General features: G+C 32.3%; 23 protein-coding genes and 1 pseudogene. 14 read left to right on the plus strand and 10 right to left on the minus strand.

Translation table 11 applies throughout. The annotated features are described in order from the left end of the window. Positions 1-2: 2 nt before the first annotated feature. The 3 genes from ITJ86_RS04150 to ITJ86_RS04160 are packed head-to-tail and all read right to left on the minus strand — an operon-like array spanning position 3 to position 4610. Positions 3-2141 carry an AAA family ATPase gene (locus ITJ86_RS04150; RefSeq protein ID WP_195870348.1) on the minus strand — a complete coding sequence of 713 codons (2139 nt, stop codon included), beginning with the start codon at positions 2139-2141 and terminating at the stop codon, positions 3-5. Continuing rightward, a complete protein-coding gene (locus ITJ86_RS04155) occupies positions 2138-2365 on the minus strand; it encodes a hypothetical protein (RefSeq protein ID WP_195870349.1) in 228 nt (75 codons plus the stop codon). Before ITJ86_RS04155 ends, ITJ86_RS04150 begins: the two co-directional genes overlap by 4 nt. Then, on the minus strand, positions 2349-4610 hold the full coding sequence (locus ITJ86_RS04160) for a DEAD/DEAH box helicase family protein (protein ID WP_195870350.1): 2262 nt from the start codon (positions 4608-4610) through the stop codon (positions 2349-2351). Before ITJ86_RS04160 ends, ITJ86_RS04155 begins: the two co-directional genes overlap by 17 nt. Positions 4611-4918: 308 nt before the next feature. Here ITJ86_RS04160 and ITJ86_RS04165 point away from each other — a divergent pair, with 308 nt between their 5' ends. From ITJ86_RS04165 to ITJ86_RS04180, 4 genes are all read left to right on the plus strand, one after another. Continuing rightward, positions 4919-5314 carry a hypothetical protein gene (locus ITJ86_RS04165; RefSeq protein WP_195870351.1) on the plus strand — a complete coding sequence of 132 codons (396 nt, stop codon included), beginning with the start codon at positions 4919-4921 and terminating at the stop codon, positions 5312-5314. A gap of 386 nt (positions 5315-5700) precedes the next feature. Continuing rightward, on the plus strand, positions 5701-6138 hold the full coding sequence (locus ITJ86_RS04170) for a JAB domain-containing protein (protein ID WP_195870352.1): 438 nt from the start codon (positions 5701-5703) through the stop codon (positions 6136-6138). 229 nt (positions 6139-6367) lie between these two features. Continuing rightward, positions 6368-6532 (plus strand): hypothetical protein, encoded by a 165-nt coding sequence (locus tag ITJ86_RS04175; RefSeq protein ID WP_195870353.1) that lies wholly within the window; start codon positions 6368-6370, stop codon positions 6530-6532. 31 nt (positions 6533-6563) lie between these two features. Next, the gene (locus ITJ86_RS04180) at positions 6564-7406 is read left to right on the plus strand and encodes a hypothetical protein (RefSeq protein WP_195870354.1); all 843 of its coding nucleotides are present in this window, start codon (positions 6564-6566) and stop codon (positions 7404-7406) included. Here ITJ86_RS04180 and ITJ86_RS04185 read toward each other — a convergent pair. Then, the gene (locus ITJ86_RS04185; RefSeq protein ID WP_195870355.1) at positions 7389-7610 is read right to left on the minus strand and encodes a helix-turn-helix domain-containing protein; all 222 of its coding nucleotides are present in this window, start codon (positions 7608-7610) and stop codon (positions 7389-7391) included. The two genes, ITJ86_RS04180 and ITJ86_RS04185, sit on opposite strands and share 18 nt — an antisense overlap. 106 nt (positions 7611-7716) lie before the next feature. Here ITJ86_RS04185 and ITJ86_RS04190 point away from each other — a divergent pair, with 106 nt between their 5' ends. Genes ITJ86_RS04190 through ITJ86_RS04205 form a run of 4 tightly spaced genes read left to right on the plus strand, consistent with a single transcriptional unit; the run spans position 7717 to position 9403 of the window. Next, complete coding sequence (locus ITJ86_RS04190) at positions 7717-8310, plus strand: hypothetical protein (protein WP_195870356.1); 594 nt, start codon at positions 7717-7719, stop codon at positions 8308-8310. 1 nt (position 8311) lies between these two features. Beyond that, complete coding sequence (locus ITJ86_RS04195) at positions 8312-8671, plus strand: hypothetical protein (RefSeq protein WP_195870357.1); 360 nt, start codon at positions 8312-8314, stop codon at positions 8669-8671. After that, a complete protein-coding gene (locus ITJ86_RS04200) occupies positions 8619-8978 on the plus strand; it encodes a DUF3127 domain-containing protein (RefSeq protein WP_195870358.1) in 360 nt (119 codons plus the stop codon). Before ITJ86_RS04195 ends, ITJ86_RS04200 begins: the two co-directional genes overlap by 53 nt. A 32-nt stretch (positions 8979-9010) precedes the next feature. Next, complete coding sequence (locus ITJ86_RS04205; RefSeq protein ID WP_195870359.1) at positions 9011-9403, plus strand: hypothetical protein; 393 nt, start codon at positions 9011-9013, stop codon at positions 9401-9403. 414 nt (positions 9404-9817) lie between these two features. Here the strand turns inward: ITJ86_RS04205 and ITJ86_RS04210 are convergent, their stop codons facing one another. From ITJ86_RS04210 to ITJ86_RS17595, 5 genes and pseudogenes are all read right to left on the minus strand, one after another. After that, a complete protein-coding gene (locus tag ITJ86_RS04210) occupies positions 9818-11113 on the minus strand; it encodes a TRAP transporter large permease (RefSeq protein WP_195870360.1) in 1296 nt (431 codons plus the stop codon). Beyond that, positions 11113-11577, minus strand: coding sequence for a TRAP transporter small permease (locus ITJ86_RS04215; RefSeq protein ID WP_195870361.1), 465 nt, complete (start codon positions 11575-11577; stop codon positions 11113-11115). The genes ITJ86_RS04210 and ITJ86_RS04215 overlap by 1 nt, the downstream gene beginning before the upstream one ends. A gap of 2 nt (positions 11578-11579) precedes the next feature. After that, on the minus strand, positions 11580-12560 hold the full coding sequence (locus tag ITJ86_RS04220) for a TRAP transporter substrate-binding protein (protein ID WP_195870362.1): 981 nt from the start codon (positions 12558-12560) through the stop codon (positions 11580-11582). A gap of 23 nt (positions 12561-12583) precedes the next feature. Further along, complete coding sequence (locus ITJ86_RS04225) at positions 12584-13465, minus strand: LacI family DNA-binding transcriptional regulator (protein WP_394370111.1); 882 nt, start codon at positions 13463-13465, stop codon at positions 12584-12586. Beyond that, positions 13460-13612: pseudogene (locus ITJ86_RS17595) on the minus strand (LacI family DNA-binding transcriptional regulator); the annotation flags it as partial. The pseudogene ITJ86_RS17595 and the gene ITJ86_RS04225, both read right to left, overlap by 6 nt. 141 nt (positions 13613-13753) lie before the next feature. On the opposite strand from ITJ86_RS17595, the gene kduI reads away from it, so the two are divergent. The 3 genes from kduI to ITJ86_RS04240 are packed head-to-tail and all read left to right on the plus strand — an operon-like array spanning position 13754 to position 16602. Continuing rightward, positions 13754-14596, plus strand: a complete 843-nt coding sequence (kduI, locus tag ITJ86_RS04230) for a 5-dehydro-4-deoxy-D-glucuronate isomerase (RefSeq protein ID WP_195870364.1) — start codon at positions 13754-13756, stop codon at positions 14594-14596. A 19-nt stretch (positions 14597-14615) separates the two neighbouring features. Further along, positions 14616-15410, plus strand: coding sequence for a gluconate 5-dehydrogenase (locus tag ITJ86_RS04235; protein ID WP_195870365.1), 795 nt, complete (start codon positions 14616-14618; stop codon positions 15408-15410). A 16-nt stretch (positions 15411-15426) separates the two neighbouring features. Beyond that, a complete protein-coding gene (locus ITJ86_RS04240) occupies positions 15427-16602 on the plus strand; it encodes a DUF4861 family protein (protein ID WP_195870366.1) in 1176 nt (391 codons plus the stop codon). A 118-nt stretch (positions 16603-16720) separates the two neighbouring features. Here the strand turns inward: ITJ86_RS04240 and ITJ86_RS04245 are convergent, their stop codons facing one another. Continuing rightward, positions 16721-17587, minus strand: coding sequence for an AraC family transcriptional regulator (locus ITJ86_RS04245; protein ID WP_195870367.1), 867 nt, complete (start codon positions 17585-17587; stop codon positions 16721-16723). Between the two features lie 213 nt (positions 17588-17800). Here ITJ86_RS04245 and nqrF point away from each other — a divergent pair, with 213 nt between their 5' ends. Genes nqrF through ITJ86_RS04260 form a run of 3 tightly spaced genes read left to right on the plus strand, consistent with a single transcriptional unit; the run spans position 17801 to position 21836 of the window. Continuing rightward, positions 17801-20134 (plus strand): NADH:ubiquinone reductase (Na(+)-transporting) subunit F, encoded by a 2334-nt coding sequence (gene nqrF / locus ITJ86_RS04250; RefSeq protein ID WP_230080215.1) that lies wholly within the window; start codon positions 17801-17803, stop codon positions 20132-20134. Between the two features lie 11 nt (positions 20135-20145). Continuing rightward, positions 20146-20877: a creatininase family protein gene (locus ITJ86_RS04255; RefSeq protein ID WP_195870368.1), complete on the plus strand. Its 732-nt coding sequence runs from the start codon at positions 20146-20148 to the stop codon at positions 20875-20877. Beyond that, entirely contained in the window at positions 20874-21836 is a 963-nt protein-coding gene (locus tag ITJ86_RS04260; protein ID WP_195870369.1) for an aldo/keto reductase, read from the plus strand. Before ITJ86_RS04255 ends, ITJ86_RS04260 begins: the two co-directional genes overlap by 4 nt. Positions 21837-21905: the final 69 nt, after the last annotated feature.

Below are 21905 nucleotides of genomic sequence, written 5' to 3' on the forward strand. Positions count from 1 at the left end.
AATTATTTTTTTGAGAAATTGAAAACATTAGATTTTTTATTCGTCCTTGAATTATCTTCATCCTCATTTATTAATTCATTCGTGACTATATAAAAGTTAGAAATATTAGCTTTTGCAACTAATTCACTTATTTGTTGGTTACTAAACTGAACATAATCCTTTGACATAATTATCATTTGTTCAAATGAATCACTAATGTTAACTGTTAAGTTGTACGTGTTTTGATAGTCTAAATCTGAAGTAGGCGCGTCTGCAATAAGTGGGTAAGATTTATTCATTTTTTTAGCACTCAAAGATAAAAATGAATTTGCCACAGCTAAATTACTAGCAACTTCTTCCCCTGCATTTAGATTAGAAAGAAATTCATCAGTTTTTTTGTCAGCAATACGAATTCCATTTTTTGTTATAACAATAGTACCTTGTTCTTTTTTTCCTAAATAGAGAGAATATAGTCTATTGCTTTCTATTTCTATTTCAGTTATTAGCTTATCATAAGCTTTAGACTTCAATAGTCCAATAGAGTCAACAAAAAGCTTTATGTAATTTTTCGCTTTCTCCTCTGCACTAGCAGGTTTACCATCTGATTTGCTAAATAAATCACTTTTTTCATTTAATTCTTTTAAGTTTTTTTCTAATATGCTTATAGCATTAATATTATCTTGTAAATAGCGTGTTTTTTGTTTAACTTCTTTATTGTATGTATGTAGTTGATTTGTTAATCTACTAGCAGTATGAGCACCATCATCTAGCTGACCTCTGTTCTCACTCCCTATTTCGGTATATAAATTATCAATTTTTTTTGCAAGAGAATTACGTTTTTTAATAAGATTTTTTTTCTTTTTTTCTACAATATCAATCTCATCATTAATCTTTGGTAGTTCATTTGTGATTCTTCTTTTGGCTCTATTTAATTCTTGATAATTATCACTAAGTATTCTATTTTTTAAATTAACTTCAAAGTCATTCATCCTTTTTTTGAGAGCATCATATGGTTCTGTATCTTTTTCAACTGGTCTTTCACAGATATAACAAACACTATCTTTAAGCATTCTCTCTATGTATTCAGGACCAGGTAGGTTAATTGGTATTGGGTTTTCTGTCTCACTCATATCTTGGATAAATTGATTCAATTTATCTAAGTTATTTTGAGATTTTAAAATTGCTTCTTCACAACCATTCAACATCCATTTTGATATTAAATCATCTTTAGTGGAATGTTCTATAAAGTCAATTTCATTTTTTGTTTGTAAAAGTTGAGATTCTAAATCTACTAATGTTGATTTGAATTTAATAAAATGGTCAAAACCAGAAAGTTTATCTTCAATAGTATTTATTTTATCCTCTAAATCATTAATATCATTTTCATAGATTAGCTTACTTTCATTTTTCGATTTGAGCTGTTTCTGGACTTCAAAAATCTCATCAATGATTTTGTCCTGTTCTCTAGTTATTTTATTACCCTTCTTTTGCTCTCTATAAATTTTCTGACTAATATTTTCAAAAGATTTTTCTACTACTTTATGAAGTGAATCGTAAATAGGATAGTAAGATATTCCATCAATCGCTTTTCTTAATGTAATGTTATTACTAAAATCATAGAGCTCGTCCATAGTTTCACCTTGATACCACATGAATTTTCGAAGATTTGAAGGGAAAATATTATTTAAAAGACCTTCCAATTCATTTTTGTCAGCAAAATGAGTTTCACTATGAAAATTATATTCAATTTGTAACCCGGAGTTTGTCCAAGTTTTCAAAGATTCATTTTCTTTCTTATAGTTAATACTTCTTCGAAATGTATAGTTAACGTCATCAGAATCTTTATCATACCCAGGTTTAAAATGTGGAGCTAATAATTTAATCTCCACAATGGTCTCAATAGTATCTCCATCACTAGAATTGACTTTATAATAATCAGGACATAGAACAATATCATCCACAGTTTTCCATTTCTTTTTTTGAGTACTCTCTCCAATATTTGAATAGATTTGATTAAAAAACACCCAATAAAAAGCATTAAATAGTTGAGATTTCCCCCCGCCATTAGAAGCAGAAACAATATTAAGCCCTTTATCAAAAGTAAATTCAATTTCATCTAAGTAACAGAAGAAGTTTTTTATTTTAACTGATTCTATTTTCATTCGTCTAAACTTTTAAGATTATTTACTATTAAATTTTGGAATTGAGACCTAGCATCATTAATATCATCTTCAATTATTCCAATTTCTTTATTTTCAATTAGTTTTTCAAATGCTTTATCAATTAAACTTTCGTTTAAAGAATAATTCTTAATTCTCTCTTGAGAGTCTTTTTCTTTGATAATTGCATAAAACTCTTCTCTTAAGCTGTCATTTAAGGATTTCATATTTATCTATTTCTTCATTAATTAATTTGTACACGTCAACTCCATAATGCCTCGCTACATCTTCAATCAACTCTAGCGTTTCAATCTTGTTTTCTGATAGAGCAGCAAAGTTTATGAGTCTTTTTAACTCTGATATAAGTATGTTTTTTTCCGCATTTATTTGTTTTTCATTTGTTATGGTATGGTCAATTGGAGGTTTTACAATCATATCATATATAAAAGCGTGTTTTTTCTTATCGTGAGTCCTTAAAACTCTACCTCTCCTTTGAATGTATTGTCTTGGGTTTCCTGTACTAGAACAAAATATAGCATATTGAGTCCTTGGTACATCAACACCTTCATCTAAACATTTCATCGCTAACAATACATCTAAGTCACCTTTTTCAAATCGACCTAGAATATCCTCTCTATCATTTGTTTCTCCTAAGAATTTTCTCAGCTTAAATCCATATTTTTTATACAAAGTTGTTGCATAGGAGTCTATAATTCTTTCGGATATAAAATCAGAATCATTGAAATCTACCTTTTCATAATTATATGAATTTCCCTCAGGAACATAGATAAAACCAAATTTAAATTTATCAGAACCAATTTCATCTACTATTTTCAATAAGCAAGAAGCCTTGTTTTCTGCTTTATGAATTATTGACTTTCTTCGAATCAATAAGTTATTAACCTCTGGTAAATCTTTATACCTCCCAGTTTTCGAATCTATATACTGATAAAGCTTTTTTGTATAGACTTTATATTCTTCAAGCTCGTATTCTTCTAAATCAACAAATTTGGGATAGTAATAATATCTGCATAAAATCTTATCATCAATTGCAGTTTTCATATTATATGAAAAGGTGTAATCAGGACCAAAAGCATTGAAGAAATCGCATAGAGCAGATTCTCCAATTGGGTCGTACACTCTTTCAGGTGTTGCGGATAAGCCAATCCTGTTTACAATTTTATGAGGTAAAACCTCTAATAGTTTTGGGGAACCAAATGTATGCGCTTCATCTGCAATTAAAGTGAAATCTTTTAGTGCATCTTGAAAATAATTAGTAATTAAATGTTGAAATTTTGTACCTCGAAAAGTAGCATATGTGGCAATTATGCAAATATCTTCCTCAATGCCTAATTTAATTTCCTTTCCATATTGTTTCAAATCAGACAACCAATTGTTCTTACTAGAGCAAACAATAGTGTTTATGAAATTGAATTTATTAACTGTTTCGTTTTCCCATTGTTTAGCTAGTGCTATTGTTGGTACTAATACAATAAATTTGTAAAATCCAGATGAATTGTATTCTTCAATAATACAATTTAACGAAGTAATAGTTTTACCTGTTCCTGTAGCCATTGCAAATAAACCTTTTCTATTATTTTTTAACCAATTTTCATAGGCTAAAACTTGATATTTCCTTGGTTCTTCAAATGGGAATTTTGGTTTGTTTTTAATATCTTCTATAATAGTTTCAAAATGTATGCGCTTTCTTTCAATTATACCTTTTACTTTTTCACTATATCCATTCCCTTTTAAATCTAAAGAATCATCAAGTAAATCGGAAATGTCCTTATCTCTACCTATAGCATTTATAACTACTTCAATTTTCTCTTTATCAATGTAATTATACTCTGGATGATTTTGACTAAATATTCTTTCGAAATTTTCTCTTGCATCTTTAATTCTTCTTTTACTTATCTCGCCATTCCAAGGAGCTTCAACTTGAAAGCTTTCTGAGTTTTTTAATAAGGCTGATAAAGTAAAATTAATACTCCCTTCTGTAGTAATATAATCTATTCCATCATATAATGTCATGGTTTTACAATGAGCTAAATCAACATCGTTAAATTTCACAGGTAGTATTTGTAACCTTTTAGCTTTAAGTAAGTATTTCAAACAATCAAAAAAGTGTAAACCTTCTTGACTTAAATTTTTTTCAATCTCTGATAGGTTTTTAAAAATATTAATCATTTTATCCTCATTCCTGACTTCGGGATTTAGAATTAAGTTTTCGTAATCAGCAAGACTATAAACATGATTTGTAATAATCCTCATGTTTCCTCCTGAATAAAGAAACTCAGCAAGACTTTTTGAAAGAACTTTGATAGCATTTGAACTAAAGTATCCTAATAATAGGTCGATATTTTTTGAAACAGGAAAAGTTTCTTCATAAAATTCTAGAGGAATATTGTTAGAGTCAGAACTGTATTTAAAATTTTTAGGGTATGATAAATCCTTAAAATATTTAGGCATAGATATTCTTCTTAGTAAAAATTAAACAAGGCTTATTTAATAAAGTTTCAAAGGGAGTGCATAAATTTAACTAGAATTTTTGGTATAAAAAATTTTAAAAAATAATTTTTTTAGATGCTTGATGTGAGGGCTCAGTACCCTATGCAAAACCCCCACCCATTTCTGGGGATAGAGATTCCCCCACCACTTTGTATAGTGAAGAAAATTTTCTAGCAGGATAAATAAATTCAAGTTGATAGCTGTAATTTATATTCTATGGAGGATTGATTTTCTGTGTGGTGTACTACAACTCAAAAACTTTTAGAAAAATGGTTAGAATCGTAAAATACAAAGAGAGACAGAAAGAGGATGGAACATCATTCTTTGTTTTGGAACTGCAAGGAGGAATTGAAATGGTATTAAGCAAGGTTACAGGTAACTTCTATGCTACTGCAAAGCGTGCTTTTATACCAAGTACATTTGATGAGCAAACTTGTACTGGACTTATTGGAACAGAAATGCCAGGAAGCATCATTAAAGAGGAATGTGAGCCTTTTGAATATGTTGTAAAGGAAACAGGGGAAGAAATAACATTATCTCATAGATGGGTGTATGTTACAGAAGATGCTGTTAAGCCAAAACAAACTGCTGTTAAGTATGAGCAGAATGTTATTGCAAACTCTGATGTGTTTTCAAAGAATGGAATTCTTGAGCATGCAGAGTAAAAATATAAGCCTAGTCTATGTAAACAGATTGGGCTTTGTTTTTTGAGTTTTAAAATACCCTTACTTTATTATACTTGTTTGCTCATACCTTCATAAATAAAAGATAGTCTAGCTGTAGCTAGTTTACACTATTACTATAAGGATATATTATTAATCTTGAAGGTAAGAATAAGATAGTATTAATAGGTTTTAATTCTCTACAAAGAAAGAAAAGTACCAAAAGAAAGAAACTTCAAAGCTCTTTCCCTCAACCATATTTATATACTTTTTGCGAAGAATTGTTCTGAAGTGTTTCAGAAAGAAACTTCTTTGGCAAAGGTATATGTTCCAAAATTAAGATACAAGTAAATTGATAATTATTTTCCTAGGAAACTAAATTTAAAAACATGAAAATTTCAGAAATAAGTGTTTCATACTCAAATAACAGGAGTGATAGACTAAAAATAAGTAATAGTAAGCAATCTTATGATATTATAAGGGCTTGTTGGAGTGATTCTACTATAGAATTACAAGAGGAGTTTAAGATTTTAATGCTGAATAGGAGTAACCAGATTTTAGGTGTTTATCCGCTTTCTAAAGGAGGTGTTTCTGCTACTGTGGTAGATGCTAAATTAGTGTTTAGTGTTGCGCTTAAATGCAATGCTTCAAATATTATTATTGCTCATAATCACCCAAGTGGGAATTTAACCCCAAGTGAAGCTGATAAAAACCTCACTCAAAAGCTAAAACAGGCAGGCCAGTATTTAGATATAGTACTGTTAGACCACTTAATAGTAACTAAAGATGACTTTTATAGTTTTAGTGATAATGGATTGATAAAATAGTCCTCTTTTTTCCATTTCTATATATAGTGAATTGGAAAAAGTGGGACTTTTTGTCTTTTATTTATGTATGAAGGAGTGTGTGAGTAGCTTTTTTAAGCAAAAATCTACAATTTGTAAGTTGCATAGATTAGTATTAATAGCTAAAAATTGATTTTATCAGGGAGAATTTGGATTGGTAATTTTCTTCATTTTTAAGTTTGCTGTAATATTAATTTTAAAATTTAAAGTAATGGAGTATTTAGTATTAAGAGATATTCATTTAGATGCATTAGTTATAACAGTAAATGAGTACATTAAAAAAGGATGGAAACCTTTAGGAGGCATTAACTCCTATAGAGATAAATTCATGGGAGGAAATCATGAAGTTGCTTATTTGCAAGGTCTAGTTAAATAGATTCTTTATTTTTATCACCTAATTTTACTAGGTGCTAAATAAGATATTTAAAAAAGTAAGCTCTCTTCCAAAAAGAAAAGCAAGTGTGTTATATGATAATATACTTGTTTTTTTATTAGGTGATGGGGACAGAGAAAAAGCAGTAATTAAGTTTAGAACTTTAAGAGTTGAAAGTGATTCTGAAGAAGCATTTCATGAAGCTTTTAAAAAGGAAGTTAATTATGAATTTTTTAATGAACTGTTTGCGCTTTTAGACTTTAGCACTATTTCAGTGTTAATAAGAAGTATTAAATCAATAAAAGAACAAGCACCAGAATTAAAAAAACTAGTGACCAACCAAAAAGGATTGGATAAACTGTTAGATGATAAGAATGGATTAAGGTCTGTTTTGGTTAAAACTATTTTCTCTAAAAAGAAAGGTGCTTTAAATGAAGAGCAGTTAATGACTTTGATTTTCAAAGAATTCTCTATCTCTAAAGAGAAAATCGCAAAAGAGGAGTTTGGTGTTGACAAAAAAACATTTAATAACTGGTTGGAGAAAACAGGGCTTTTTGAAGAGAGTTTTTATTTACCACTTTCTAAAAGAGGTAAGCAAGGTGTTTTTTTAAATGAGTACGTCTTAATATTTGAAACATTGTTTTTGGCTAGAGAAGAAGGGAAGTTAGATTTTAATAACAATATAGATACTTATATAAACAGATTAAATCATAAGATGTCTTACCTAAAAGATGATATTGCTGATATTTGTAATTCAGATACTAAAACTCAAAAAGGAGTTTTAAGAAAAGTAGCTTATTATAACTTTATAGATAAGTTTCCCTACAGCCTAACAAGAGAGTTTGTTGAGAAAATGGGCTCAGAGCTTAATTACTAATTCTTCAAGGGAAACCCCTAGATTATCCGCAATCTTTTTCAGAGTATATAAAGTAGGATTAGTTCCTCCAGCTTCTAATCGACTTAAATTAGATTTTTCAATATTACATTTAGCAGCAAGGTCTTGTTGAGGCATGTTAATTTCCTCTCTCAACAATTTAACTCGCTTACCAATTGCTAACTGAAGTTTCTCCTTGTCATTCAACCTAAAACACGTTTTATCTAGTTGTCAAAAATGATAATTAAGTGTGCTGTTTTGGTTATCATAAATGATAAAATAAGTATGTTTGTTAATTATAGATTGATACAATATGAAACTAAATATTTCAAGAATTACAGAGAATAAAGACTCTTTGAAGTCTAAAGAAAATGTTGTTTTAGAGCTTTATGAGGATAAAGATAATTTTATCGACTATGAGTTTAAAACCTCTAAAAACAATGATAATAGGCTGGTTTTTGTGAATACAAACCATAGAGATATGCTAAATAAACATTTGATATTTGAGCATTTTTATGTTGTATTATTGGTGCTTTTAGTTGTAAGTGGATTAGCACTATTTAGTGATAGTATTTTAATGATATTACTTTCATTCATAGGACTTATTTATGTTCCTTTTAGGTTGGTGTCATCTAGTGAAGTGCCTTATAAATTAGTTTTTGATGGTCTTAATGTTTATGAATTGAATCATACAGGTAAGAGAGTACTAGAGTTCAGTCCAACTAATATAGAAAGTTCAGATTCTGATAAGTTTGAAAATGACTTTATCTTTTTCAGCACTTCAAGGAGTGATAAAGGAAGGAAATCAATGATGATATTTGAAGGGAATACTTCTGAAGAAAGGTACTTGTTTTTAGAGTTTTATAGAAAATTCAATTTTAAAAATTCCATAAAAAGAGTAAGTTAATATGAGGTTTAAAGAGATAATAGAAGAATTAGAAGCTCTATTAACTTCTGAAGGTTTTTGTAGTAGAGATGAAGTTGCTTGGTGGTTGCTTAAACATGAAGAAAGATATATTGGTTTAAGTAAAATTAAAGATACTTTAGAAGCTGAATTTCCTGACAGAAACTTAAGAGAGCATAAATCTTTTATAATAGAATTATTATTTACAGAGCTATACGAAGGTATAGATAAGAGTTTTGAAAACACAAAACCATTTAGTAAAGAAGAGGTATATCTAAATGATATTCTAAATAAAATTAAAACGTCAACAAATGGACTTAATAGGAAAGATAAAAATTTTAAATGGGACTCAAATCCTAGGTGATAATGGCTTTAGAAAAAGAGAGGTTGTTATTACTACAGAAGAACAGTATCCACAACATATATTAGTAGAATTTATCCAAGATAAATGTGACTTACTGGATAGATTTGTTGTAGGTCAAGAAGTAAAAATAGACCTTAATTTAAGGGGTAGAGAGTGGGTTAATCCTGAAGGTGTAACTAAATACTTTAATGCTATTCAAGGTTGGAGAATAGAACTTATAAAAAGTCAAGAAGTAATGCCAAACCCAGTCCTTGAATCAGAACAAGCAAGTTTTATAGATGACCCAGATAATGACTTGCCATTTTAAAAAAAAAACAATTAACCAATAAATAATAAATTATGAAGAATATATTTTTAGCATTAATAGCCATTTTTGCATTTACAGCTTGTTCAAGCGATGATGACAACCAAGAACAAGAACAGCAACAAATTAGTCAGTCTCATATAATAGAGTTTACAACAGGTACTCTTGAAAGTTGGGTGTCAGTAGGGTTAACAACTATATTAACTTTAGAAGATGGTACTCAATCAACAATTAATTCAGATTTCGATTATACTCAAAATATAGTAAGCGTAGAGATTCCAGAGAATACAGCAAGTTTTGAGTTAGATTTTTATATAGAAGATTCATCAGAAGCTGAAATGCGCTTTTATGGTTCTGAAAATAATACTACAGTACATCAAGAAATAATAAATCAACAAACTTTTGAATTTCAATACACTTTTAATTAAATTTACTCGTTACAGAAGTTGCAGTAATTACAGTGTTACATAATAAAGTTATTGTTTGAAATCTGCCTGCAACATTTCGGCAACATTTTATCAGAATAATGCAATAATTTGAAATTAAATGAAAATGAGTTTATAGCTAATAGCTGAAAATCAGACAAATGAAGCTAAATGAAAAACATTGATAAGTAACTTAATGTGTCTCATAATCAGGTGGTCCATGGTTCGAGTCCATGTGGGACCACAAGTAAAATCAAGCCTTACAGAGATGTAGGGCTTTTTTATTTTCATGAGATGATAATAATAAGAGTGATAGTTGTTTTATAAAGGTATCATGATCTATCCTTCCTTTAATAGGATATTAAGTGATAGCGTATCTATATTTTAAACTCTGAAGAATACTTCCAAAATAACATTTTAATACCCAAATAGACCAGGCAACCACAAGCTTAATTCTGAAAAATACGTAACCAATAGTAAGGAAATAATCATGGCTGCAAAAAGCGGTAAAAGTGGCTTAACCACTTTCTCTATGGTTGTATTTGCCACACCGACTCCTACAAATAAAACCGATCCTACAGGTGGAGTACAGAGGCCTATACATAAATTTAGAATCATAACGATCCCAAAATGTACGGGATCCATGCCAAGCTTTTCAACAATAGGTAAAAATATTGGAGTAAATATGAGCACCGCAGGTGTCATATCCATAAATATACCGACAACCAATAATATCAAATTAATAATTAGTAATATCACTATGGGATTATTGCTTGCTCCTAATAAAGCTGTACTAATATCATTGGGAATATTCTCGTAAGACATTACCCAAGACATGCTCGTAGATGCACCAATCAAAAGCATTACAATAGCGGTGGTGCCGCAAGCTTCTAACGATATTTCTGGTAAATCGTTAAAGGTGATTTCCTTATACCAAAAGCCTAAGATTAACGTATAAAGAACAGCAATAGCAGATGCTTCCGTGGCTGTAAAAATACCGGCCACAATACCTCCAATCACTACAACAAGTAACATTAAACTAGGAAAAGCTCTAAAGAATGTACGTCCAACGTCTTTTAAAGAACTCTTCTTACCTACGTTATAGCCTTTCTTTTTTGCCCAAAAAGAGGCCACAATCATAAGAAATAATCCTGTTAAAATCCCAGGAATATAACCTGCTAAAAACAAGGCAGCGATGGACACACCTCCACTTGCCAATGAATACACAATGAGCACATTGCTTGGTGGAATTATTAATCCTGTAGTTGAAGATGTAATGTTTACGGCTGCTCCAAATTCTTTTGAATAGCCTTCCTTTTCCATTTCGGGTCCTAAAATACTTCCCATAGCAGATGCAGATGCCATGGCTGATCCTGCTATGGCTCCCATTAACATGGCAGCAATGACATTGATTAACGCTAATCCACCAGGAAGCGCACCGACAAGTGTTTTGGCAAAATCTATTAAACGATGTGCAATACCACCTTTATTCATAAGTTGGCCTGAAAGCACAAAAAAAGGTATGGCTAATAAGGCAAAACTATCTAAGCCTGTCGCCATGCGCTGGGATACAGTGGTCAGCGCAGGAAGTATGGCTATACTTGTCATCATCGTTAATAATGATGAAATGGCAATACTCCATCCTACAGGCACACTTAGTAGTAATAACCCAATAAAACTAAATACTAAAACGAGTATAGGTAAATATTCCATTATAATTGTTTGTTTATAATATCAGAAAGTTTGTAATAAATCATCAAGATGCCACTAATAGGAATTATCGCATAAACCACAGCTAATGGAATTTGTAATGCAGGCGAAGACTGTTTTAAAGTAAAGGTGATATATACTAATCGTAGTCCTCCAATTACTAGTGCAGCAAGGCAAAAAACAATAATAATCCAATTGATAACAACTTTTAATTTTGTTTGTCCTTTTTTATTCAATCGTGATGGCAGCAAATCTATAGCAACGTGTAGACGCTTTCCAGAAATATAAGCAGCTCCTAAAACACCGACCCAAATCATGAGATATCGTGCTAATTCATCTGTAAATGAACTTGGTGTGTCCATGGCAAATCGTGTAAATACTTGCCACAATACGTTTATAACCATCACTCCCATAATTATGGCGAGTGCTGTGCCCAATACCTTATCCACTTTTTTTCTTAATTTCATAATTATTGGCTTTCTTGAATTCGTTTAATGAGGCTATACACCTGTGCATCATTTTTATAAGATTCATAAATAGATTCTACCTTATTCTTAAAAATCGTTTTGTCTGGTTTAACAACGGTAACTCCCGCTTTTTTTACAGCTTCTAAGGCTTCTAATTCTGCTTTTGCCCATAATTTTCGTTGATACTCTACGGAAACATTTACAGCTGATTGCAACCATACTTTTTCTTGAGCACTCAGGGTTTCCCACAAATGCGTACTGATAATTAATACATCTGGAATGGTAGTATGCTCGTCCAAAGAAAAATACTTGCAAACTTCATAATGTCTTGAAAGATAAAATGTCGGTGGATTGTTTTCTGCACCATCTACAACACCTTGTTGTAAAGCGGTGTATAATTCTCCCGAAGATATTGGAGTAGGAGAACCACCAAGACTTGTAACCATGCGCATGGCTGTAACGCTTTCCATAACTCTGATTTTTAAGCCTTCTAAATCTTTTGGTGTTTCAATAGGTTTTTCTTTAGTGTAAAAACTTCGGCTTCCGGCATCATAATATCCTAGACCTTTTAGCCAATATTTTTGTCCTCCATCCAATAGTTCTTTCCCAATAGTACCATCTAAAACATTAAACGTATGTTCGCGATCTTTAAAAATGAATGGAAGTCCAAACACTTTCATATCTGGTGAAAAATTTTCCATCACTGCCGCAGATACTTTGGTCATATCTAAACTTCCTATTTGAAGCAACTCTAAGCATTGACGCTCAGAACCTAATTGCTGGTTAGGATAGATTTCCAATTTTAATTTTCCTTTGGAATTTTTGTCAAGCTCTTCACCCATACGTATCATGGCCTTGTGTACAGGGTGATTTGTGTCTAATCCGTGAGCTAATTTTATTGTTTTATCGCTTTGTAACGTTTCACAAGACGTAAAAGTCATTAATAATAGAAATGAAATAAATATTGGAGCAATTGTTTTCATTGAAATCATTTTAAATTAAGCTTTCACTTTTTTGACGATTGACGTTCTATTAAATTAGAATCCATTATGATCGTTTGTGCGTCTAATGCATCATTTTCTTTTGTTATTTGCCTTAAAAGTAATGCTGTAGCAGCCTTACCTATTTCAATTCCTGGCTGATTAATTGTGGTTAAAGCAGGATTAATAACTGTTGAAATTGGTTCATTACTAAAGCCAACAATTGCAATATCCTCAGGGATTTTAACACCGTTACTGGTTAAATATTTTATGGCTCCTATAGCAGCCACATCGTTTGCAGAAAATATACCATCTACGGGATTTGGTAGGGCTAATAATTTCTCGGAATTTTTCCTACCATCTTCTTCCATTAATTTTGATGGAAATACAAGTGCTTCTTCAAAGGGTAGACCATGTTTTGAAAGGGCATGCTTATAACCTTTAAATCTGTTTTTATAAATTTCTAGGTTTTGCGGACCAGAAAAATGAGCAATATGTTTACATCCTTTTAAAATGAGATGTTCTGTCGCTTCAAAACCACTATTAAAATCGTCAATTAATACATTAGAATAATTAGGAATGTCACAATGTCTATCAAAAAAAACGAGTTGAATACCTTGCTTTTTTAAGACTTCTAAATGCTTATAGTCTTTGGTTTCCATTGAAATGGACATAAGCACACCGTCAACACGTTGACCCATAAGCGTGTTTATAATTTTTTTTTCACGATTGAATTGCTCTAAAGATTGACAAATAATAACCGTGTAGCCAGCTTCATATGCGGTCTCTTCAATACCACTAATTACAGATGAAAAGAAATGACGCGAAATTCTTGGTACAATAACTCCAATGGTATTTGTTTTACTTTTTCTTAAACTAGAGGCTAAATGGTTGCGTTGGTAACCCATTTCTGTAGCCTTAGCTAAAACAATATCCTTAGTTTTTTGTATCACTCTTGGGCTATCGTTTAAAGCTCTAGATACTGTAGAACTATCGAGATTTAAGGCCTTAGCAATATCGTGTATGGTAACCTTATTGTTTTGCATTTTAATATTATTTAGTACCTGCTAGATTACGTTTTTTACACTTGTAATCAAGGAACATGATGTAACAAATATATGATATTCAAAATACAATCGATTGTATTTTGAATATTTTTATTACTTTTACAAAAATTAACTTAAATATATTTGGCAATGACAACTCACTATCAAACACGATATGCGGCATCACCACAAGACGTGAAAAATTACGATACGAATAGATTAAGAGATGAATTTTTGATTAGTAACGTTATGGAAGATGATGCTATAAATTTAGTCTATTCTCATTATGATAGATTTATTACTGGTGGAGCTGTTCCAGTAAAAAATGAATTAAAACTTGAATCTATAGAGCCCTTAAAAGCAGATTATTTTTTAGAACGACGCGAATTAGGAATTATAAATGTTGGTGGCAAAGGCACTGTTTCTGTCAATGGTGTAGCTTATCATTTAGATTATAAAGAAGCATTATACATAGGTAGAGAAAATAAAGATGTTAGCTTTAGTAGTGAGGATGCTACAAATCCGGCAAAATTTTATTTAAACTCTACACCTGCTCATAAAACGTTTCCAACTAAAAAAATTAGTAGAGAAGATGCCGAAGTGGTAGAATTAGGTGCTTTAGAAACAGCAAATGCCAGAACAATTAGAAAACTAATTGTAAATAGTGTGGTTGAAACATGCCAAGTACAAATGGGTATGACCGAATTGAAAACGGGAAGTGTTTGGAATACCATGCCAGCTCATGTACACGATAGACGTATGGAAGTTTACTTTTATTTTGAGGTGCCAGAGGATCAGGCTGTCTGCCATTTTATGGGAGAACCTGAAGAAACAAGACATATTTGGATGGCCAATAACCAAGCTGTAATTTCTCCACCTTGGTCTATACATTCAGGCTCAGGAACGAGTAACTATATCTTTATTTGGGGTATGGCTGGAGAAAATTTAGACTACGGAGATATGGATCACTGTAAGATCAATGAGTTAAAATAATTTTTTAAAAACAGCAATTATGTCAATTAACTTATTTGATTTAACAGGAAAAACAGCATTAATAACTGGAGCTACGCATGGTTTAGGAATGGCAATGGCTAAAGGTATTGGAAATGCAGGTGCTAAAATTGTTGTAAACGGAAATTCGTCACAAGCAAAATTAGATGACGCTGTTGCAACTTATAAAGAATCTGGTATTGAAGCCTACGGTTACCTTTTTGATGTTACAGATGAGGTCGCTGTAAAAGAAAATATTGAAAAAATTGAAAAAGAAGTTGGTTCCATTGATATTTTAGTCAATAATGCAGGAATTATTAAACGCACTCCATTGGTAGATATGGAGGTGGACGATTTTAAAGCGGTTGTTGATGTTGATTTAGTGGCACCTTTCATTGTTTCTAAGCATGTTGTGAAAGGAATGATTGAAAGAAAAAGTGGAAAAATCATTAACATTTGTTCCATGATGAGTGAGTTAGGTCGAAATTCTGTTGGTGCTTATGCGGCTGCAAAAGGTGGACTTAAAATGCTGACACAAAATATGGCTACAGAATGGGCTAAACACAACATTCAAACCAATGGAATAGGTCCTGGGTATTTTGCAACAAGTCAAACAGAACCTATTAGAGTAGATGGTCATCCTTTTAATGATTTTATTGTTAATAGAACACCATCAGGAAAATGGGGAGACCCAGATGACTTACAAGGTGCAGCTATATTTTTAAGTTCTAGAGCTAGTGATTTTGTTAATGGTCAAGTTGTGTATGTAGATGGTGGAATCCTTGCAACGATTGGTAAACCAGCCAACGAAGATTAATAAATCTAATATTATTATGAAAATCATAAAAAAACCTATTGCTTTAGTATTGATAGTTCTATTATGTGCTTGTGAGCAAGAGAAAAATAGTACCGTTATTAGCGTGAAAAACACATTAGATTTTGAACGCTCTTTTGAGACGGTAGAAATTGATATAACGTCATTAGATGCAGAAAATTCATCAAATATTGGTATAAAAGATGTGAATACAGGTGAGCTTCAAGTGACCCAATTAGTCGATAATGATGGAGATGGCTCTATGGATGTCATTTTATTTCAACCTAAAGTGGCTTCAAAATCTGTAGCTAAATTTGAGGTGGTGACAATTACCGAAGCAGAACAACCTAAAGCAGCAGATTTGTGTTATTCGCGTTTTGTACCAGAACGTACAGATGACTATACGTGGGAAAATGATAAAGTTGCGTTTCGGGTATATGGGCCAACGGCACAAAAAATGATTGAAGATAGTATTCCTGGTGGTACACTTTCTAGTGGTGTTGACGCTTGGTTAAAACGTGTAGAATATCCAATTATTAATAAATGGTACAAAAAGGAAACTGAAACAGACGGAAGTTATCATATCGATACAGGAGAAGGATTAGATGATTTTCATGTTGGTGCTAGTCGTGGAGTAGGAGGTATTGCTGTAAAAGTGGATGCGACGTATTATACCGCTAAAAACTTTACCAATTGGCGTACAATAACAACGGGCCCTCTTAGAACTAGTTTTTATTTGGAATATGAAAATTGGGATGCAGGCGGAAACACCATTATAGAATCAAAAGTAATCAGTTTAGATTTAGGTCAGAATTTTTCGAAATTTAATGTGTCATTAGAAGGTGTCAAAAACATTTCTGCTGGTTTAACATTGCATGAAAAAGATGGTGAGGTTTCTGGTCATAAAGAAGAAGGCTGGGTGAGTTATTGGCAGCCTCATGCCGATTCAGAATTAGGAACTGCTATTATTGCGTCTAAAGATTATTTTAATGATTTTGAGACTTATAATAGTGACATAAAAGACCTGAGTAATGCCTATGCACATCTTAATGTCATCGACAATATGGTTGTTTATTACGCTGGTTTTGGGTGGAAAAAAAGTGGTCATTTTGCTTCTGAGAAAGCATGGGAAGACTATATAGTTACATTTTCAAAATGTGTAAACAACCCTTTAGAAATTAGCTTGAATAAGTAGACTGTAAATCAGATGTCATTAGGAGTTTAAACTTGTTTCAATAAAGATAATTTCTTGAAGTATGGTTTAATTTCAGAACATTAAAATAACTTAAAGCCATAGTTTCACGACGTTAAAGCTATGGCTTTCTTCTAATTTGCCCTGGAGAATACCCCATTTTATTTTTAAATACTTTTGAAAAATAGAATAGCGAATTAAACCCTGTTTTAGCTGAAATTTCCTTTAAAGAAAGCGTGGTATTCACCATAAGTCGTTTCGCATGTTCTAGCCGTTCTTGAATAAGATATTGCTGTAAGGAAATACCAGTATTATTTTTAAAAACCGTTCTAAACCTGTTGTAACTTAAGTGATGCTCACTAGCCAGTTTTTTGAAGTCTACATCTGTATTAAGATTCTCTCTAATAAAATCAATAATTTTTTTGCAAAGCTCTTCTTCTCGATTACCTGTTTCTTGGTTTTCATAAGAAATAACATAGGCAACCAACTGTAAAACGATGCCTGCTAAAATTTTTCTAAATCCTGGGCTATTTCTTTTAACTAATTTTATAGATTGATTAAATAAAAATATCAGCTCATCCTGATATCCCATTTGTTTCACATAGGACGTATTATTAGGAAACAAATCTTTAAGTATTTTATTAGATAAAACCTCACCTCGTATGCCCATCCAATACTCTTCCCATCCTGTGTCTTCATCTGGTTTGTACTTATGCCATTCTCCTGGGTATAATAACATAATATCTCCTGAGTTCACTTCCCATTTACCAGATTTTGTCTCTAACGTACCCTTTCCTGTAGGTACATACACAAGATAGCATCCAGGTAACGTTCTGCCCATGACTTGTTGAAAGTCATGGGTGTCTGGGTGACCTTCTAATGGGTATTGAGCTCCAGGGTAAATATGCTGATAGCCACATGTAGGTACATAAACACCCCAAACCTCGGCTTCAGGGTCGTCAGCTAAATAGTGAAAAAAACTGTCCATATCTAATCAAATGTAGACATTTTGAACAACAAAACCAACAAAACGTCTATTGTTTGGAATAGGTGATTCCGCTAAGTTTGTAAATCACCCATATTGAATAAAGTGTTTCTCATGGCGCTATAATCAATTTTCATCACGTCAATTTATAAGAGCAAAAATTAACCGTTTGCAAATTTGACATAACACAGGGTATGAAAACAGTAAAAAATTAAAATGATAGATCTAGAACCAAAGGTTGTAATACAAAAAACACATAAAGAAAAGACTTTGGCTCATGAAACGTCTATGCCGAACTCTCAAATTGAATTAGACTATGCACTAACAGGAAAAAACGCTGCTAGAGCTATAGAATTAGGACTTGCTGAGGCAGATTGGTATCAAACTCCTGTGCCTCGCAAAACAATGCGAAAATTACTGGTAAGAAAAGATGGACCAGCCATTGTAGATACTTTGCTTTTGGTTGCTATTTTAGTCAGTACAGCAGTAGCTACCATTTTACTTTGGGGAACTTGGTGGGTTGTCATTCCTTATCTTATTTATGCTGTCTTTTATAGTACAAGTTCAGACTCTAGATGGCATGAATGTAGCCATGGAACAGCATTTAAAACTGATTGGATGAATAATGTTGTTTATGAAGTAGCATCGTTTATGGTGATGAGAGAATCTGTAGTTTGGCGCTGGAGTCATACACGTCATCATAGTGATACTATTATTGTAGGACGCGATCCAGAAATTCAAATACCACGTCCACCAAACATCAAGAATCTTATTTTATCTCTATTTAATTGGGGAGGTTACAAAACATTCTTTCCAAGTTTAATTCGGCATGCATTTGGAAAAATTACGGATTCGGAAAAAACGTATATTCCAGAAACTGAATTTGGTAAAATTTTTACAATAGCACGTATTTACCTAGCAATTTATATTGCTGTTATTAGTTTGTCTATTATTTTGAGTAGTTGGATTCCCATATTTCTATTTGTATTACCTCAATTTTTTGGGACTTGGCTGATGATTGTGCATAACACTACACAACATGCTGGTTTAGCAGAAAATGTTTTAGATCACCGTTTAAATTGCCGTACCGTTTATATGAATCCAATAAGCAGGTTTATATATTGGAATATGAACTACCACACAGAACATCATATGTTTCCACTTGTGCCTTACCATGCACTTCCTAAATTACACGAACTTATAAAAGACGATTGTCCTCCAGTTTACACGTCTATTTACAGTGCTTGGAGTGAAATACTACCTGCCATAAAAAGACAAGTTAAAGAACCTGGTTATTACGTTAAACGTAAATTACCAGAAGGAAAAAACGTAGCACCAGAAGGTTTAGTAAAGTCTAATGTATTACCTGATTCTGAAGGCTGGTTAGAAGTTTGTGCTGACAAAGATTTAGAGGTTGAAGATATTATTAGATTTGATCATGTAAAGAAAACCTTTGCCCTTTTTCGTGATAGTCAAGGCTGTCTTCATGCTACAGATGGTATTTGCACACATGGAAATACACACTTAAGTGAAGGTTTAATAAAAGGTAAAATCATAGAATGCCCAAAACATAATGGACGTTTTAATATTGAAGATGGTTCTCCTGCTCGTGCTCCTATTTGTCAAGGATTGGCAACTTATCCTATTGAAAACCGAAACAATAAAATCTGGCTAAATATTGAAAAGGCAGGTGGAGCAGGTTCTCGAAAGAAAAAGCGCTATGATTTAAAAGTAATTAGTAACCAAAATGTTTCAACATTTATAAAGGAACTTATTCTTGAACCTATAAATACGAATGAAAAAATAGAATTTGTGCCTGGAGATTATATGCAAATTAACATTCCAGAGTATAATGAAATACCATTCAATCAATTTGATATTCCAGAGCCTTATGCTGCCGTTTGGAATCATCAAAGAATTTTTGATTTAAGTAGTAGTAATACAGAAGTTGGTCGCGTTAATAATTATTCATTAGCCAGTAACGGACTTAAAGAACACACACTTAAATTTAATGTTCGTATAGCGACTCCACCACCTGGTCAAGATTGTCCTCCAGGCATTGGTTCTAGTTATATTTTTAATCTAAAACCAGGTGATCGTGTAACTGCTATTGGTAGTTTTGGAGATTTTCATATAAAACCGACACAGAGAGAAATGGTTTATATTGGAGGTGGAGCTGGTATGGCGCCAATACGTTCTCATATTGCGCATCTATTCGAAAATGAGTCTACCCATAGAAAAGTGAGTTACTGGTATGGAGCACGCTCTAAACAAGAAATATTTTATGATGATTATTTTGAAAGTATTGAAGATGCACATGCTAATTTCAATTTTCAAATAGCACTTTCTGAACCGTTAGAAGATGATAAATGGGAAGGTCAAACGGGTTTTATTCATCAAGTCGTTTTTGACAATTATTTAAAAACGCATCCCAACCCTAAAGCCATAGAATTTTATCTATGCGGTCCACCAAAGATGATTAAGGCCTGTACCAAAATGTTGACTCAACTGGGAGTAACAAGTCCTCAAATTGCTTTTGATGAGTTTTAATGCAGAATGATATGAATATTGTTAATGACACTACAAACACAGCTTCTACTTGGGGACTATACGACCAAATGCGACCTCAGGAAATTGAAGCAATTCAAAAAAAAACACCTATTGCATATTTGCCTTGGGGAGCCATTGAATATCATGGAAGTCATAATCCTACTGGTCTTGATAGTATAAAAGCGTTTAGCTTGTGTAAAGACTTAGCAGAAAAAAATGGAGGTCTTGTTTTTCCTGTAATTAGTTTGGCGGCTAACTTAATTAAGTCTTATCCAGGTGTCAACTTCCCTAAGCATTCTATTGAATTCTCAGAGAAGCTCATTAGGCTTGCTTGTGAAGAGTATTTGGAACAACTAGTTGTGCAAGGTTTTAAAATTATTGTTTTATTATCTGGTCATGCCGGAGAACCTCATCTCACCATTTTAAAAACTGTAGCCGAAGCGTTTAATAGTAAATATCCGGATAGGAGATTTTGGGCATTAGCAGAATTTGATATACTACCTGATGATTTATTGGTCGCTAACCATTCTGCTATAGGTGAAACGTCCTTACAATTATACTACGCACCTGAAACGGTAGATTTAGAGACCTTACCAAAGGACAGATCAATTACGCTAGAACTAGATGCTGTTTCTGGTGACGATCCAAGATTAGCGACCAAAGCATTAGGTGAAAAGATTGTAAAATTATTTCTAAGAAATGCATCATTAATTATAGAAGAGTTAAAACAAAAATTTTTATGAAGTATAGAAAATTAGGAAGAACAGGTATAGAAATTAGCGAAATTAGTCTAGGTACTTGGGCTTTTGGTAATAAAGTTTATGGAGGTGTTGATGAGAAGGATGGGATAAATACCATTCATGCCGGTATTGATATGGGTGTAAATATTTTTGATACAGCACCACAATACGGAACTCCAGAACAAGATGGTGTTGCCGAAATAGTTTTAGGAAAGGCACTAAAAGGCAAACGTGATAAGGTACATATCTCTACAAAATTTGGACGAAATCCGACGATTAAAAATGGAGCGTCTCAATTCTATAAGTCGCGAGTAATTGACTCTGTAGAAGAGAGTTTAAAACGGTTACAAACCGATTATATAGATGTATTGTTCTTTCATTCCCCTTTTTCACCTGAAGAAATCGATGATGATGTCTGGGAAGGAATTGAACAAGTAAAAAGACAAGGTAAAGTACGCTTTATTGGGCATTCTATTTCCATGTTTCAACAGACCGAAAATATGGCACGTCAATGGGCAAAAGAAGGTAAAATAGACGTTATTCAAGTGGTGTTGAGTTTAATGAATAAAGAATCTCAGGAATTAATCGAAGAATTACAAGAATATCCAATAGGTGTCTTTGGACGAGAGTGTTTGGCAAACGGGTTTTTATCAGGAGCTATTACAAAAGATACAAATTTTGTAGCAGGCACATTGAATGCACGTTATTCGCGTGAAGACATTGCAGAGCGTGTTGACCAAGTAGAAGCTTTTAAGTTTTTACTGAGGGATGACGTTAAAAATATGCCACAAGCAGCCTTACGTTGGGTATTGGATCAGAAAGGGGTTTCAACGGTTTTATCAGGAGCTAAAAATATCAGCGAGTTAAAGGGAGCGGTCTCTGCTTCAGAAGCAAGGTCTTTTACTGAATCAGAATTAAAATTGGCTAAGCAACTATTAAAAAAAGATTTTGAGCCGGCTTAAACCTTATATGAGATTTGTTGCGTAACATAATTATAAGGTAATACGATAGTATTAAATATAAAAAACCTC

The sequence above is a fragment of the Winogradskyella marina genome (assembly GCF_015645385.1).
Taxonomy (GTDB): Bacteria; Bacteroidota; Bacteroidia; order Flavobacteriales; family Flavobacteriaceae; genus Winogradskyella; species Winogradskyella marina.

What these genes read in the sequence shown, in the direction of transcription:
- ITJ86_RS04150 (WP_195870348.1), bottom strand. Translation starts at nt 2,141, where the DNA reads ATGAAAATAGAATCAGTTAAAATAAAAAACTTCTTCTGTTACTTAGAT.
- ITJ86_RS04155 (WP_195870349.1), bottom strand. Translation starts at nt 2,365, where the DNA reads ATGAAATCCTTAAATGACAGCTTAAGAGAAGAGTTTTATGCAATTATC.
- ITJ86_RS04160 (WP_195870350.1), bottom strand. Translation starts at nt 4,610, where the DNA reads ATGCCTAAATATTTTAAGGATTTATCATACCCTAAAAATTTTAAATAC.
- ITJ86_RS04165 (WP_195870351.1), top strand. Translation starts at nt 4,919, where the DNA reads ATGGTTAGAATCGTAAAATACAAAGAGAGACAGAAAGAGGATGGAACA.
- ITJ86_RS04170 (WP_195870352.1), top strand. Translation starts at nt 5,701, where the DNA reads ATGAAAATTTCAGAAATAAGTGTTTCATACTCAAATAACAGGAGTGAT.
- ITJ86_RS04175 (WP_195870353.1), top strand. Translation starts at nt 6,368, where the DNA reads ATGGAGTATTTAGTATTAAGAGATATTCATTTAGATGCATTAGTTATA.
- ITJ86_RS04190 (WP_195870356.1), top strand. Translation starts at nt 7,717, where the DNA reads ATGAAACTAAATATTTCAAGAATTACAGAGAATAAAGACTCTTTGAAG.
- ITJ86_RS04195 (WP_195870357.1), top strand. Translation starts at nt 8,312, where the DNA reads ATGAGGTTTAAAGAGATAATAGAAGAATTAGAAGCTCTATTAACTTCT.
- ITJ86_RS04200 (WP_195870358.1), top strand. Translation starts at nt 8,619, where the DNA reads ATGGACTTAATAGGAAAGATAAAAATTTTAAATGGGACTCAAATCCTA.
- ITJ86_RS04205 (WP_195870359.1), top strand. Translation starts at nt 9,011, where the DNA reads ATGAAGAATATATTTTTAGCATTAATAGCCATTTTTGCATTTACAGCT.
- ITJ86_RS04210 (WP_195870360.1), bottom strand. Translation starts at nt 11,113, where the DNA reads ATGGAATATTTACCTATACTCGTTTTAGTATTTAGTTTTATTGGGTTA.
- ITJ86_RS04215 (WP_195870361.1), bottom strand. Translation starts at nt 11,577, where the DNA reads ATGAAATTAAGAAAAAAAGTGGATAAGGTATTGGGCACAGCACTCGCC.
- ITJ86_RS04220 (WP_195870362.1), bottom strand. Translation starts at nt 12,560, where the DNA reads ATGAAAACAATTGCTCCAATATTTATTTCATTTCTATTATTAATGACT.
- ITJ86_RS04225 (WP_394370111.1), bottom strand. Translation starts at nt 13,465, where the DNA reads ATGGGTTACCAACGCAACCATTTAGCCTCTAGTTTAAGAAAAAGTAAA.
- kduI (WP_195870364.1), top strand. Translation starts at nt 13,754, where the DNA reads ATGACAACTCACTATCAAACACGATATGCGGCATCACCACAAGACGTG.
- ITJ86_RS04235 (WP_195870365.1), top strand. Translation starts at nt 14,616, where the DNA reads ATGTCAATTAACTTATTTGATTTAACAGGAAAAACAGCATTAATAACT.
- ITJ86_RS04240 (WP_195870366.1), top strand. Translation starts at nt 15,427, where the DNA reads ATGAAAATCATAAAAAAACCTATTGCTTTAGTATTGATAGTTCTATTA.
- ITJ86_RS04245 (WP_195870367.1), bottom strand. Translation starts at nt 17,587, where the DNA reads ATGGACAGTTTTTTTCACTATTTAGCTGACGACCCTGAAGCCGAGGTT.
- nqrF (WP_230080215.1), top strand. Translation starts at nt 17,801, where the DNA reads ATGATAGATCTAGAACCAAAGGTTGTAATACAAAAAACACATAAAGAA.
- ITJ86_RS04255 (WP_195870368.1), top strand. Translation starts at nt 20,146, where the DNA reads ATGAATATTGTTAATGACACTACAAACACAGCTTCTACTTGGGGACTA.
- ITJ86_RS04260 (WP_195870369.1), top strand. Translation starts at nt 20,874, where the DNA reads ATGAAGTATAGAAAATTAGGAAGAACAGGTATAGAAATTAGCGAAATT.